The organism is Bradyrhizobium dasycarpum (assembly GCF_042019905.1).
Classification (GTDB): Bacteria; Pseudomonadota; Alphaproteobacteria; order Rhizobiales; family Xanthobacteraceae; genus Bradyrhizobium; species Bradyrhizobium japonicum_B.
In genome coordinates this window covers 3087249-3101013 of the sequence record NZ_CP169574.1, presented here as the reverse complement: position 1 = coordinate 3101013, position 13765 = coordinate 3087249, and the positions used below count along the sequence as shown (strand labels likewise).

Annotated in this window: 9 protein-coding genes and 1 pseudogene; 6 read left to right on the top strand and 4 right to left on the bottom strand. The window is 66.3% G+C overall.

Going from position 1 to position 13765, the window contains the following annotated elements; genetic code table 11:
- Window positions 1-86 precede the first annotated feature (86 nt).
- The 3 genes from ACETMP_RS15050 (at window position 87) to glyS (ending at window position 3694) form a co-directional block, all read left to right on the top strand.
- Window positions 87-278, top strand: coding sequence for a hypothetical protein (locus tag ACETMP_RS15050; protein ID WP_028134907.1), 192 nt, complete (start codon window positions 87-89; stop codon window positions 276-278).
- A 378-nt stretch (window positions 279-656) separates the two neighbouring features.
- Entirely contained in the window at window positions 657-1595 is a 939-nt protein-coding gene (locus tag ACETMP_RS15045; protein WP_080135680.1) for a glycine--tRNA ligase subunit alpha, read from the top strand.
- Complete coding sequence (gene glyS / locus ACETMP_RS15040) at window positions 1595-3694, top strand: glycine--tRNA ligase subunit beta (protein ID WP_375161536.1); 2100 nt, start codon at window positions 1595-1597, stop codon at window positions 3692-3694. The genes ACETMP_RS15045 and glyS overlap by 1 nt, the downstream gene beginning before the upstream one ends.
- Window positions 3695-3987: 293 nt before the next feature.
- Here glyS and ACETMP_RS15035 read toward each other — a convergent pair whose 3' ends face one another.
- Window positions 3988-4341 carry a DUF1236 domain-containing protein gene (locus tag ACETMP_RS15035; protein WP_028134910.1) on the bottom strand — a complete coding sequence of 118 codons (354 nt, stop codon included), beginning with the start codon at window positions 4339-4341 and terminating at the stop codon, window positions 3988-3990.
- A gap of 222 nt (window positions 4342-4563) precedes the next feature.
- Here ACETMP_RS15035 and ACETMP_RS15030 point away from each other — a divergent pair, with 222 nt between their 5' ends.
- From ACETMP_RS15030 to ACETMP_RS15020, 3 genes and pseudogenes are all read left to right on the top strand, one after another.
- The gene (locus ACETMP_RS15030) at window positions 4564-4719 is read left to right on the top strand and encodes a DUF3096 domain-containing protein (protein WP_008562090.1); all 156 of its coding nucleotides are present in this window, start codon (window positions 4564-4566) and stop codon (window positions 4717-4719) included.
- 96 nt (window positions 4720-4815) lie between these two features.
- Window positions 4816-7756 (top strand): annotated as a pseudogene (gene ppdK, locus ACETMP_RS15025) (pyruvate, phosphate dikinase).
- A 599-nt stretch (window positions 7757-8355) separates the two neighbouring features.
- On the top strand, window positions 8356-9804 hold the full coding sequence (locus ACETMP_RS15020; RefSeq protein ID WP_375161535.1) for a cell wall hydrolase: 1449 nt from the start codon (window positions 8356-8358) through the stop codon (window positions 9802-9804).
- A gap of 126 nt (window positions 9805-9930) precedes the next feature.
- On the opposite strand, the gene nadC is transcribed toward ACETMP_RS15020, so the two are convergent.
- The 3 genes from nadC to nadA form a co-directional block, all read right to left on the bottom strand.
- Window positions 9931-10806 carry a carboxylating nicotinate-nucleotide diphosphorylase gene (nadC, locus tag ACETMP_RS15015; protein WP_375161534.1) on the bottom strand — a complete coding sequence of 292 codons (876 nt, stop codon included), beginning with the start codon at window positions 10804-10806 and terminating at the stop codon, window positions 9931-9933.
- Window positions 10807-10817: 11 nt separating this feature from the next.
- A complete protein-coding gene (locus tag ACETMP_RS15010) occupies window positions 10818-12416 on the bottom strand; it encodes an L-aspartate oxidase (protein WP_375161533.1) in 1599 nt (532 codons plus the stop codon).
- A 75-nt stretch (window positions 12417-12491) separates the two neighbouring features.
- The gene (nadA, locus tag ACETMP_RS15005) at window positions 12492-13598 is read right to left on the bottom strand and encodes a quinolinate synthase NadA (protein ID WP_375161532.1); all 1107 of its coding nucleotides are present in this window, start codon (window positions 13596-13598) and stop codon (window positions 12492-12494) included.
- Window positions 13599-13765 lie beyond the last annotated feature (167 nt).

The window sequence follows — 13765 nt, the reverse complement described above, 5'->3', positions numbered from 1 at the left end:
TTTCGTCCCTCGCGATGCCAATTGCGGCGCGGCCCGGACTGCGCGAGAATGCGCGTGGGGGCTGAGCACTAGACAAGGATCGACCGATGCCGCCGTTCGTCGCTTTCGCGGGCGTGCTGGGTGGGCTTGCCGTGGTCCGTTGGGCCTACAAGACCGCCGTCAAGATCAACCAGGAGCTGGAGGAGATGCGCCTGTCGCGCGTCGCCGAGACCGCCCGCATGGGGGATATCCAGAAGCTCAAGCGTGACCCCGTGACCGGAGCGTATCGGCCAGGTTAGCCGCTCCACAAACCGCTGCCGTAGGGGGGCAAAGGCGCTCTCGCGCCGTGCCCACCAATTCCCTCGGTGGCGACAGGCGGCGGGCACGCTTCGCTTCGCCCACCCTACGGCACCGTCCCCAAAGGATAGGCTGAAGCGCGACCCCGTGACTGGGGCGAACAGGCCGGGTTAGGGGGCCTCCGCTCAATCGCCATTCCGGGCTCGCGAAGCGAGAACCCGGATCCATCGAACACGGAGCGAGCGGCGCAATGGATTCCGGGCTCGCCCTGCGGGCGCGCCGGAATGACGGCCGAATCCGGCCCCTTCGCCTTGATTCCCACCCCCGCCGTCGATACGGTCCCGCGCGATTCAAAACCCCCGCGAGAGCCTGATCTGACGATGGACGCCTCCTTGCCCGCCCATATGCGCCCGGAACGCTCGTTCCAGGGCTTTATCCTCGCGCTCCAGCGGTTCTGGGCCGAGCAGGGCTGCGTGATCCTGCAGCCCTACGACATGGAGATGGGCGCGGGCACCTTCCATCCGGCGACCACGCTGCGGGCGCTCGGGCCCAAGCCCTGGAACGCGGCCTATGTGCAGCCCTCGCGCCGACCCAAGGACGGCCGCTACGGCGAGAATCCGAACCGGATGCAGCATTACTACCAGTTCCAGGTGATCATGAAGCCGTCGCCGCCGAACCTTCAGGAGCTTTACCTGAAGTCGCTGGCCGCGATCGGCATCGATTCCGCCGTGCACGATATCCGTTTCGTCGAGGACGATTGGGAGAGCCCGACGCTGGGCGCCTGGGGCCTTGGTTGGGAGTGCTGGTGCGACGGTATGGAGGTGAGCCAGTTCACCTATTTCCAGCAGGTCGCCGGCTTTGAATGCGCGCCGGTCGCGGGCGAGCTCACCTACGGGCTCGAGCGCCTTGCGATGTATGTGCAGGGCGTCGACCGCGTCTACGACCTCAACTTCAACGGCCGCGATGGCGATCAGAAGGTCACTTATGGCGACGTCTTCCTGCAGGCGGAGCAGGAATATTCGCGCCATAATTTTGAATATGCCGACACCGCGATGCTGTTCGAGCAGTTCAAGATGGCGGAAGCGGCCTGCCGAAAATATCTCGACGCCGGCTGGCGCGACGGCGGCAACAAGAAGCAGCATCTGATGGCGCTGCCGGCCTACGACCAGTGCATCAAGGCGAGCCACGTCTTCAACCTGCTCGACGCGCGCGGCGTGATCTCGGTGACCGAGCGGCAGAGCTACATTCTTCGCGTGCGCGAGCTGGCCAAGGCCTGCGGCGAGGCCTGGATCCATACTGAAGCGGGCGGAGCGGCCTGATGCCCGATCTTTTGCTTGAACTGTTCTCCGAAGAGATTCCCGCGCGCATGCAAGCCAAGGCGGCGGACGATCTGCGCCGTCTCGTCACCGACAAGCTCGTCGCCGAAGGCCTGGTCTACGAGGGCGCGAAGGCGTTCGCGACGCCGCGCCGCCTCGCGCTCACCGTGCACGGCATCCCGGCGCGTCAGCCGGATCTGAAGACCGAGCGCCGCGGGCCCAAGGTCGGCGCGCCCGATGCGGCCGTGCAGGGCTTTCTGAAGGCGACGGGTCTGAAGTCGCTGGAAGAAGCCAAGATCCAGCGCGATCCCAAGGGTGATTTCTACATCGGCTTGATCGAGAAGCCTGGCCGCGATGCGATCGACGTGCTCGCGGAAATCCTGCCCGTCATCATCCGGACCTTCCCCTGGCCGAAATCGATGCGCTGGGGGGCGCGTTCGGGCAAGTCAGGTTCGCTGAATTGGGTCCGGCCGCTGCACGCGATCACCGCGACGTTCGGGCTCGAGACCGAAGAGCCTGATGTCGTGAAATTCTCTGTCGACGGCGTCGAGGCCGGCCAGACCACCTACGGTCACCGCTTCCTCGCCCCGACGCCGATTCAGGTGCGCCGCTTCGAGGACTACGAAGCTAAGCTGCTGGATGCCAAGGTCGTGCTCGACCCCGAGCGCCGCAAGGATGCGATCCTCACCGACGCCAAGCAGCTCGCGTTTGCGCAAGGCTTCGAGCTGGTCGGGGACCAGAACCTGCTCGATGAGGTCGCAGGTCTCGTCGAATGGCCGGTGGTGCTGATGGGCTCGTTCGAGCCGGAGTTCCTGGCGACGCCGGCGGAGGTGATCCGCGCCACCATCCGCAACAACCAGAAGTGCTTCGTGGTCAGCGATCCCAAAACGGGCAAGCTCGCCAACAAGTTCATCCTGGTCGCCAATATCGAGGCGAGCGATGGCGGCAAGACGATCATCGCCGGCAACGAGCGCGTCATTCGCGCGCGGCTGTCAGATGCGAAGTTCTTCTACGAAACGGACCTGAAGACCAAGCTCGAGGACCGGCTGCCGAAGTTCGAGCAGATCGTGTTCCACGAGAAGCTCGGAACGCAGGCCGCGCGCATCAAGCGCATCGAGCGCCTCGCAGCCGAGATCGCGCCGCTGGTCGGCGCCGATGTCGCCAAGACCACGCGTGCCGCGCGTCTGGCGAAGACCGACCTGCTGACCGAGGTCGTCGGCGAATTCCCGGAGGTCCAGGGCCTGATGGGCAAGTACTACGCGCTGGCCCAGGGCGAGGATGCCTCCGTCGCCGCAGCCTGCGAGGAGCACTACAAGCCGCAAGGACCTGCCGATCGCGTGCCGACCGATCCGGTCAGCGTTGCGGTTGCGCTCGCCGACAAGATCGACACGCTGGTCGGCTTCTGGGCCATCGACGAGAAACCGACGGGCAGCAAGGATCCGTACGCGCTTCGTCGTGCGGCGTTGGGCGTGATCAGGCTGATCGCCGAGAACGCGTTGCGTCTGTCACTCATGAAGGTGGCGGCGTCCGCGCTCGCCGGTTTGTCGGTGAAACCAGCCGATGCCTCCAAGCTGCCGATCGATCTTCTCGCCTTCTTCGCCGATCGCCTGAAGGTCCAGCTCCGCGAGCAGGGCGCGCGGCACGATCTCGTCGACGCCGTGTTCGCACTCGGCGGCCAGGACGATCTCCTCATGATCGTCCGCCGCGTCGAGGCGCTCGGCAAATTCCTCGACAGCGACGACGGCAAGAACCTGCTCGCCGGCACCAAGCGCGCCAGCAACATTCTCGGCATCGAGGAAAAGAAGGACAAGCGCAGCTTCGACGGTGCGCCCGACGCCGCACTCTACAGCCTCACTGAAGAGAAGGCGCTGGCGAAGGCGATCGACGAAGTGACGGCCGAAACCCGCGCCGCCGTCGCCAAGGAAGACTTTGCCGCCGCGATGAGCGCGATGGCCAAGCTGCGTCCGCCGGTCGATGCGTTCTTCGACAAGGTTCGCGTCAACGACGACGATGCCAAGGTGCGCGAGAACCGCCTGAAACTCCTGAACGAGATCCGCAGCGCCACGCGCGCGGTGGCGGATTTCTCGAAGATCCAGGATTGAACTCCGGTTATTGCGGCTCTCGTGCCCCGGACGCAGCGCAGCGCGCCGCGTCTTCGCGGCGTGATGCGCTGCGGAGCCGGGGCCCACGGTAGCGGCGTGCGCGGAGCTTCTGGGTCCCGGCTCTGCGTCGCAACGCTTGCGCGTTGCGCCTTGTCCGGGACACGAGGGCAGCCTACAAGAAAGTGCCCCGCCCGGCGGGGGAAGACCGGGCGGGGCCTGATGTCCGATTGAACTGCTCGCGCCAGCCTGATGTGACGCGCCGGACATCTAGTCGAACTCGGTTCGATGCCGCCTCAGTCCAGCACCTCGACGATACGGCGCGAGCGCGGCTCGACCAGCACGGTCTCGCCGTTCACGACGGTGTAGCGATAGGTGGTGGCGCCGAAACGTTGCGGCACGTCGTAATAGGTGACGCCCGCCTCAGGTAAGGTAGTGCCGACCACGACGCGATCGGGGATGCTGAAGGCCGGCACACGCTGTTCGACGACGTAGTCGCGGAAAGCCGGCCGCTGCTCGACGGCGATGGTTGGGCCGCTGTCGACCACGGCGGGCGCGCGTCCGACGGTGACACTGGTTTGCGCCTGCGCCGCCAGAGGCGAGCCGATCGCGGCCGCGAGCGCTGCAAGAGCAAGAATCCTGTTCCGCATGGACAACTCCTTCGACGTGATGGTTCGGACGCGCAACAGGCGCGACCGGTTGCCAATGCGTGCGAGGTGGCAATGTTCCGGGAAAGCCCTGCCGCATTCGCGGCAATTTCAGGCAGTTTTCGTGGGCGCCGGAACCTGCCTCGTCCGTTGCGCGTCTCTACTCGCGGAACCGGGAGGGCTATGATCCGCCCGCGATTCGCCCCCTCCACAGAAAGATAGTTCATGCACATCACCGTCGCCCACATTTCGCCGATCCTGTCGTTGATTGCGGGTGTGCTCATCCTGATCATGCCGCGGCTGCTGAACCTGATCGTCGCGATCTTCCTGATCGTGAACGGCGCGATCGGGCTCGGGCTCCTGAAGTGGCTCCGCTTCTAGGCGTTCACTTTTCGGAACTGTTCGACTTGCGCGGGCCCGCCCAAAGTGGTGTAAGGCCCGCGATTTCCCATTCCTCTCGCAGGTTGTGTGCAAGCTATGGCCAAAGCCGCCTCGAAGCCCAAGAAAATCCCAGCGAAAATGCCAGCGAAATCAAAGTCCTCTGCCGCCGCAAAGGCCGCGCCGCCAGCCCGCAAGGCGCTGGCCAAGAGCGCGCCGAAGCCGGTCGCCAAAGCCGTTGCCAAGCCCGCAGCCAAGCCGGCGGCAAAAGGCCGCGACCAAGGCCGTTCTGCCGAAGGCTGCTGCCAAGCCCGCAGCGAAGAAGGCTGCGCCCGCGAAGGCGGCCCCAAGCGCCGTCAAGGCCGGCAAATGGGTTTACACATTCGGTGACGGCAAGGCCGAAGGCCGGACGGAGATGCGCGACCTGCTCGGCGGCAAGGGCGCCAACCTCGCCGAGATGGCCAATCTCGGCCTGCCGGTGCCTCCCGGCTTCACCATCCCGACCTCGGTCTGCACCTACTTCTACGCGCACGGCAAAACCTACCCGAAGGAATTGCAGGCACAGGTCGAGAAGGCGCTCGACCACGTCGGCAAGCTGACCGGCAAGATCTTCGGCGACACCAAGAACCCGCTGCTCGTCTCGGTGCGCTCAGGTGCGCGCGCCTCGATGCCGGGCATGATGGACACGGTGCTCAACCTCGGCCTCAACGATCAGACCGTCGAAGCGCTGGCCGAATTGTCGGGCGACCGCCGCTTCGCCTATGACAGCTATCGCCGCTTCATCACCATGTATTCCGACGTGGTGCTCGGCTTCGAGCATCATCACTTCGAGGAGATCCTCGACACCTTCAAGGACAGCCAGGGCTACACGCTCGACACCGATCTGTCCGCCAACGACTGGGTCGAGCTGGTCGGCAAGTACAAGGACGCGGTCGCGCGCGAGACCGGCAAGGACTTCCCGCAGGATCCGCACGACCAGCTCTGGGGCGCGATCGGTGCGGTGTTCTCATCCTGGATGAACGCGCGCGCGGTGACCTACCGCAAGCTGCACGACATTCCGGAATCCTGGGGCACCGCGGTCAACGTGCAGGCCATGGTGTTCGGCAACATGGGCGAGACCTCGGCCACCGGCGTTGCCTTCACCCGCAATCCCTCGACCGGCGAGAGCAAGCTCTACGGCGAGTTCCTGATCAACGCGCAAGGCGAGGACGTGGTGGCGGGCATTCGCACGCCGCAGGACATCACCGAGGAAGCGCGCAAGGAATCGGGCTCCGACAAGGCGTCGATGGAATCGGCGATGCCGGAGGCCTTCAAGGAGCTGACGCGGATCTACACGCTGCTCGAGAAGCACTACCGCGACATGCAGGACATGGAGTTCACGGTCGAGCAGGGCAAGCTCTGGATGCTGCAGACCCGCGGCGGCAAGCGCACCGCGAAAGCCGCGCTGCGCATCGCGGTCGAGCTCGCCAATGAAGGGCTGATCTCGAAGAAGGAAGCGGTGACGCGGATCGATCCGGCTTCGCTCGATCAGCTCTTGCATCCGACCATCGATCCCCACGCCAAGCGCGACGTGATCGCGACCGGCCTGCCGGCTTCGCCGGGAGCAGCCTCGGGCGAGATCGTGTTCTCCTCGGATGAAGCGGCCAAGCTTCAGGCCGACGGGCGCAAGGTGATCCTGGTCCGCATCGAGACCAGCCCGGAAGACATCCACGGCATGCACGCCGCCGAAGGCATCCTGACCACGCGCGGCGGCATGACCTCGCACGCGGCGGTCGTCGCGCGCGGCATGGGCAAGCCCTGCGTCTCCGGCTGCGGCACCATCCGCGTCGATTACGGCCGCGGCACCATGAGCATCGGCTCGCGCACCTTCAAGACGGGCGACGTCATCACCATCGACGGCTCGCTCGGCCAGGTGCTCGCCGGCCGCATGCCGATGATCGAGCCGGAGCTGTCCGGCGAGTTCGGCACGCTGATGAACTGGGCCGATCAGGTCCGCAAGATCGGCGTCCGCGTCAACGGCGATACGCCGGACGACGCGCGCACCGCGATCAAGTTCGGTGCCGAAGGCATCGGTCTCTGCCGCACCGAGCACATGTTCTTCGAAGAGACCCGCATCCGCACAGTGCGCGAGATGATCCTCTCCGAGGACGAGCAGTCCCGCCGCGCCGCGCTCGCCAAGCTGCTGCCGATGCAGCGCGCCGACTTCGTCGAGCTGTTCGAGATCATGAAGGGTCTGCCCGTCACGATCCGGCTTTTGGATCCTCCCCTCCATGAATTCCTGCCGCACACCCACGCCGAGGTTGAGGAAGTGGCGCGAGCCATGAACACCGATCCGCGGCGCCTCGCCGATCGCGCGCGCGAGCTCTCGGAGTTCAATCCGATGCTCGGCTTCCGCGGCTGCCGCATCGCGATCGCCTATCCGGAGATTGCCGAGATGCAGGCGCGTGCGATCTTCGAGGCGGCGGTCGAGGCCGAGAAGCGCACCGGCAAGGCCGTCGGCCTTGAGGTAATGGTGCCGCTGATCGCGACCAAGGCCGAGCTCGATCTCGTCAAGGCGCGGATCGATGCCACGGCGCAGGCGGTGATGCGCGAGACCAACACCAAGCTGGCCTATCAGGTCGGCACCATGATCGAGCTGCCGCGCGCCTGCCTGCTCGCGGGCGAGATCGCGCAGTCGGCCGAGTTCTTCTCGTTCGGCACCAACGACCTCACGCAGACCACCTACGGCATCAGCCGCGACGATGCCGCGAGCTTCCTCGGGACCTACGTGTCCAAAGGCATCCTCTCGGTCGATCCCTTCATCTCGCTCGACCAGGAAGGCGTCGGCGAACTGGTCAAGATCGGCGTCGCGCGCGGCCGCAAGACGCGGGCGAAGCTCAAGGTCGGCATCTGCGGCGAGCACGGCGGCGATCCGGCCTCGGTTGCCTTCTGCCACCATATCGGCCTCGACTACGTCTCCTGCTCGCCCTACCGCGTGCCGATCGCGCGCCTTGCCGCCGCACAAGCCGCGCTCGGCAAGGAGATCGCAAGCCAGGCGTAAGTCGAACGCAGATGTAATGCAAAAGAGGCGGGGCCAAAACCCCGCCTCTTTCATTTTGAGCGAGGGTCTCTCCTCTCGTCATTGCGAGGAGCCCTTGCGACGAAGCAATCCAGACTGCTTCTGCGGAAAGACTCTGGATTGCTTCGCCGCGCTCGCAATGACGGAGATCGCGGGACGCACTCGCCACATACTCGCTGTCATTGCCCGGCTCGACCGGGGCGATCCAGTACGCCGAGGCAGCGCTGATTGAATCGAGAAGCCGCGGCGTACTGGATGCCCCGCTTTCGCGGAGCATGCCACCGGTGGTGATGCGGACGGCGCTTTGCGCACCACCGGGAACCGCGCGCTCCGTATTGCTACGCGCCGTCAAGAGTTCCTTCACCATTCGCGTTGACCGGTCGTTTACCGCTTCACGTGACGAGGAATTTACCAACGCGCAGCATCGCCCCGTGAAAACACCTGTGTTCGCTTGAGTGTGCTGCTCGCGCAACGCCGATTAACGCCCCGGCAACCTAAATTGGATACTTACGATAAAGATCGAATTGCACGGATGTACTGCGGCTCGATTTTTCTGGCGTAAGCGTAGCGTGAGCGTGTTGATGTCAGTGTTGCGTAACCATCCGAAGGGCGCGCGGTTCGCGTCCTTCGGCATCGGTCTCTGCATCTTCGCATTGATGCCGAGAGAGACCGGCTATCAAGACATTGCCTCTCTGTTGGCCCGGCAACCCGGCGTCGCCGAGCGTTGGCAGAAACAGGTGTTCTCCGCGGCGTCCTCGATCCAGCTCGCGACCTACAGTTTTTCCCGCCCCATCGGCACCTCGGTTCCGCAGAGCGCGATGGTGCGCCTCGCGAGCCTCGACGGCCGCGACGTCACCGGCGCGATCCGCCGCAATCCGGCGCTGCAGACCGTGCCGCGCTACCAGGCGTCCGACTTTCCCAAGGTCGATCGATCCATGAAGGGTGATCGCCTCGCAATTGCTACACCGGGCCAGGCTCCGGAGACGGCCGCGCCCGCTGCGGCACCGGCGCAGGAAGATCCCGCGACGTCGAACAGCTCGGTGTTCGGCGCCAAGACCGCCGCCCTGCCACTGCCGATGTCACCGGAATCCGCGGCCGCGCTCGATCCCGAGCTCCAGGAAGCGCTGCGCGCGCCGCCGCTGCCGCAATACACCAACGCGCCTCAGGCCAGCGACGCCGCGCGCGCGCTCGCGACCGCGCCGCTCGAGGCGCTTAAGCGGACCACCGCGCCGACCACGCCGGTGCGCGATCCCTTCAGCGTCAAGACCGCCAACCTGTTCTTCGGCAGTTCCTCGCTCGGCGGCAATCTGGAGAGCATCGAGAGCTGGCAACCCGGCGCCGAGCCGCTGATCGTGATGCCCGATCCCGACATGAAAGCGACGGCCTCGCTGACGCCGCCGACCGTGGAGATCGCCAAGGACATCGAGAGCGGCGAGAGCGTTGCGCCGAAGGGCGAGGTCAATGCCGACAACCAGCGCACGAGGTCGCCGGCGGAGCGGCTCGCGCTCGACGACAAGTCGCGCGCCAAGTCCGAAAAGTGCCTCGCCGAAGCGGTCTATTTCGAATCCCGCGGCGAGGCGGTGCGCGGCCAGATGGCCGTCGCGCAAGTCGTGATGAACCGCGTGTTCTCCGGCAAATATCCGGACACCGTGTGCGGCGCGGTCTATCAGAACAAGCATCGTCATCTCGCCTGCCAGTTCACCTTCGCCTGCGACAACAATACCGACGTGATCCGCGAGCCCGAAATGTGGGAGCGCGCCAAGAAGATCGCCAAGGCCATGCTCGACGGCCAGATCTGGCTGCCTGAGGTCGGCAAGTCCACGCACTATCATGCCTATTGGGTGCGTCCGTCCTGGGTCGCCGAGATGAAGAAGATGTACAAGACCGGCGTGCACACCTTCTACCGCCCGCGCGCCTGGGGCGACGGCAGCGAAGAGCCGAGCTGGGGCACGCCGGCCCAGACCGCAGCGCTCTCCGCCGAGCTCGCCCAGGAGGCCAAGAGCTCCGCGGAGATGGGTGAGCGTCGGTAGCGCCTTCACGAAAGACCGTCATGCCCGGGCTCGCCCCGGGCATCCACGTTCTTCGTGCTTCGTCGGCAAGACGTGGATGGCCGGGACAAGCCCGGCCATGACGTTGTGGAAGCTCAGGCGCTTGAATTAGGCCTCGATATCCAGCGCACAGTCGAAATTTGGCGCCGAATGCGTCAGCGCACCCGCCGACGCATAATCGACACCGGTCGCCGCAATCGCGGCGATCGACTCCAGCGTGACCCCGCCGGACGCCTCCAGCTCGAGGCGGCCCTCGTTGAGCCTGACGGCCTCCCGCAGCGTCGCAAGGTCCATGTTGTCGAGCAGCACGGCGTCGGCCAGCTCGCTGTCGAGCACCTCGCGCAATTGCGACAACGTATCGACCTCGATCTCGATCTTGACGAGATGGCCGGCATGGGCGCGGGCGCGCTCCAGCACCGGACGGATGCCGCCGGCGACCGCGATGTGGTTGTCCTTGATCAGGATCGCATCGTCGAGGCCGAAACGGTGGTTGAAGCCGCCGCCGCAGCGCACCGCGTATTTCTCCAGCGCCCTGAGCCCCGGCGTGGTCTTGCGCGTGCAGCAGATGCGCATCTTCGTGCCTTCGGCGCGCGCGACATAATCCGCCGTCAACGTCGCGACGCCCGACAGGCGGCCGACGAAGTTCAGCGCAGACCGCTCCGCGGTGAGAATGGCGCGCGCGGGGCCCGAGATCGTCATCACCTGCTGTCCGCGGGCGACGCGTGCGGCGTCGCGGACATGGGCGCGCACCTCGATGTCGGCCGAGAGCTTCTGCAGCGTCGCGAGCGCGAGCGGCAGGCCGGCGATCACGCCGGACTGGCGCGCCACCAGGACCGCCTGGGCTCTGGTCGCTTCCGGGATCGTCGCAAGCGAGGCGATGTCGCCGGCGCGGCCGAGGTCCTCGTCGAGCGCGCGCTGCACGGCCGCGTCGATTGCGAGCGGTGAGAGGAAGGCATCGGGATAGAGCAGTGAGGTCGGGGTCATCGGGGCTTCCTTCAGGCAATCAGAACGCTGCGCGGGACTGGCCGCTCGCTCAGGCTCTCGGCGGCCTCGCGCATCGCGGCGAGGGTGGTCATCGTCCGCTGCGCCAGCGCGGGCACCTCCGCCGGGTGGTCGATGCGGAAATGCGCGCCGCGGCTTTCGCGCCGGCTCCACGCCGAAGCGGCGACAAGCAGGGCCGCGGTCGCCATGTTGCGCAGCGTGGTGCTCGTGGCCCCGCGTTCGAGCGCGGCGAAGTGGCGCACGGCTTCCACCAGGCCGTCATCGTCGCGCATCACGCCGACGCAGGAGCTCATCGTCGCCCGCAGCCGCCGCACGGCCGCGGCATCCGGCGCGCCGCCGCGCGGTGCCACCAATGCATCGGGAAGGCGGGCAGGGGAGGGAAGAACTCGGCCGGCGATGTCGTCGGCGATGCGCGCGGCGTAGACCACCGCCTCCAGCAGCGAATTCGAGGCCAGCCGGTTGGCGCCGTGCGCGCCGGTCGACGACACCTCGCCGCCGGCCCAGAGCCCGTCGATCGAGCTGCGGCCGCGCCTGTCGACCGCGATGCCACCCATATGGTAGTGCGCGGCGGGCGCGACCGGGATGGCCTGCCTCGCCGGATCGATGCCGGCGGCGATGCAGCTCGCATGCACGGTCGGAAATCTGTCGGCGAAGCGCGCGCCGAGCGCCGCCCGTGCGTCGAGGAAGGCGCCGCGCCCGGCTGCGATCTCGGCGAACACGCCGCGGGCCACGATGTCGCGTGGCGCGAGCTCCGCGAGCGGATGGCGCGTCGCCATGAAGCGCTCGCCATTGCCGTTGACCAGCGTCGCGCCTTCGCCGCGCAGGGCTTCGGTGGCGAGCGGTGCCGGATCGCCTCCGGTCATGATGGCAGTCGGGTGGAACTGGACGAATTCGGGGTCGGCGATCACGGCGCCGGCGCGGGCCGCGATGGCAAGGCCCGAGCCGCTGGCTTCAAGCGGATTGGTGGTGACGGCATAGAGGTGTCCGATCCCGCCGGTGGCAAGCACCACCGCGCGCGCGGCGAGCAGGAGCGGCCGTGCCGCGCGATTGCCGGCTTCGCGCAACTGAATCCCGGTGACGACGCCATCCTCGGTCAAGAGGGCTTCGGCGACGAGGCTTTCGATCACGCGGATGGACGGCGTCCGGCGCACCGCTTCGCTCAAGGCCGCGATGATCGCGGCGCCCGCCCCGTCGCCGCGCACATGCACGATGCGCCGGGCCGAGTGCGCAGCTTCCCGCCCGACCGCAAGCTTTCCTTCGAGACCGCGATCGAACGGCACGCCATAGGCGAGCAGGTCGTGGATGCGCGGCGCCGCCTCGCGGGCGATCCCGAGTGCGACCGCCTCGTCGACGAGGCCGCCGCCGACCGCGATCGTGTCAGCAGCATGCGCCTCCGGCGTGTCGCCCTCGGCCACCGCGGCGGCGATGCCGCCCTGCGCCCATGCGGATGATGCGCCCTGTCCGAGCGGTGCGGCCGAGATCAGCGTCACCGGACGCGGTGCAAGCTTGAGCGCGCAAAACACTCCGGCAAGACCGCCGCCGACGATGACGACGTCGTCGGTACGAGTGAGGTTGTGGATGTTGTTGGTCATTATTCTCTCCATTCACTCCGCTGTCGTCCCTGCGTTCGCAGGGACGACAGCAGTGTTTGTCGCTACAGGTCGCCCTCAATTCTTCAGATTGATCATCCGCTCGACCGAACGCCTTGCCCTCTCCGCGAGCGCGGGATCGATCGTCACCTCCTCACGGAGCGTCAGCAGGCTGTCCAGGATGTTGGCGAGCGTGATGCGCTTCATGTGCGGGCAGAGATTGCAGGGGCGCAGCATCTCCACGTCGGGCAGCTCGGCGCGCACATTGTCGGCCATCGAGCATTCCGTGATTATCACCAGCCGCCGCGGCCGCCGCTCACGCACCCAGTTGATCATGTGCGCGGTCGAGCCGGTGAAGTCGGCTTCCGCCAGCACGTCCGGCGGACATTCCGGATGCGCGATAATCTGCACTGAGGGATCGGCCTCGCGGAAAGCGCGCAGCTCTTCGCCCTTGAAACGCTCGTGCACTTCGCAGGCGCCTTTCCAGGCGATGATTTTCACGTCGGTTTTCGAGGCCACGTAAGTTGCGAGATAGCGATCCGGCAGGAAGATCACGCTTCGAGCGCCAAGGCTCTCGACCACCTGCACCGCGTTCGAGGAGGTGCAGCAGATGTCGACCTCGGCCTTCACCTCGGCCGAGGTGTTGACGTAAGCGACGACCGGCACACCGGGAAATCTCTCGCGCAGCAGGCGGACGTCGGCGCCGGTGATACTGGCGGCGAGCGAGCAGCCGGCGCGCGCGTCGGGGATCAGCACCGTCTTGTCGGGGTTGAGCAGCTTCGAGGTCTCCGCCATGAAATGCACGCCGCACTGGACGATGATGCCGGCCTTCACCTTGGTGGCTTCGACGGCGAGCTGCAGCGAATCGCCGCCGATATCGGCGACGCAGTGGAAGATCTCGGGGGACTGGTAATTGTGCGCGAGGATCACCGCGCCGCGGGCGCGCTTCAGCTCGTTGATCGCCAGGATCGTCGGCGCCATCAGCGGCCACTCGATCGGCGGGATCACATGCTTGACGCGCTCATAGAGCGGCGCGGTGGCGCGGGCGACCTCCGGCGTCCATGCCAGCGAGGGCGTCGGCAGCCCGGCTTCCGTTCGTGCCGGTGCGGCCCGGGGGGAGGCAGTCACCTGGCCTGGAGGCCGGTTGGCAAAGTCGTCGGGGCCGTAAATTGCAGCGATCGGCATCGAAGCCTCCCTCTTAAATCGATTATGCTCATTTTGAGTATATATGAGGTCCGAAAATACCGGCCAAGAGGCCAGTCGGGATATTATCGGATCGGCATATATACTCAGTCTGAGCAAATCAAACATAGCATGCTCTACCGGGGATTGCCAAGATGCGATCTCACACA

What these genes read in the sequence shown, in the direction of transcription:
- ACETMP_RS15050 (WP_028134907.1), top strand. Translation starts at nt 87, where the DNA reads ATGCCGCCGTTCGTCGCTTTCGCGGGCGTGCTGGGTGGGCTTGCCGTG.
- ACETMP_RS15045 (WP_080135680.1), top strand. Translation starts at nt 657, where the DNA reads ATGGACGCCTCCTTGCCCGCCCATATGCGCCCGGAACGCTCGTTCCAG.
- ACETMP_RS15020 (WP_375161535.1), top strand. Translation starts at nt 8,356, where the DNA reads ATGTCAGTGTTGCGTAACCATCCGAAGGGCGCGCGGTTCGCGTCCTTC.
- ACETMP_RS15030 (WP_008562090.1), top strand. Translation starts at nt 4,564, where the DNA reads ATGCACATCACCGTCGCCCACATTTCGCCGATCCTGTCGTTGATTGCG.
- nadA (WP_375161532.1), bottom strand. Translation starts at nt 13,598, where the DNA reads ATGCCGATCGCTGCAATTTACGGCCCCGACGACTTTGCCAACCGGCCT.
- ACETMP_RS15010 (WP_375161533.1), bottom strand. Translation starts at nt 12,416, where the DNA reads ATGACCAACAACATCCACAACCTCACTCGTACCGACGACGTCGTCATC.
- nadC (WP_375161534.1), bottom strand. Translation starts at nt 10,806, where the DNA reads ATGACCCCGACCTCACTGCTCTATCCCGATGCCTTCCTCTCACCGCTC.
- ACETMP_RS15035 (WP_028134910.1), bottom strand. Translation starts at nt 4,341, where the DNA reads ATGCGGAACAGGATTCTTGCTCTTGCAGCGCTCGCGGCCGCGATCGGC.
- glyS (WP_375161536.1), top strand. Translation starts at nt 1,595, where the DNA reads ATGCCCGATCTTTTGCTTGAACTGTTCTCCGAAGAGATTCCCGCGCGC.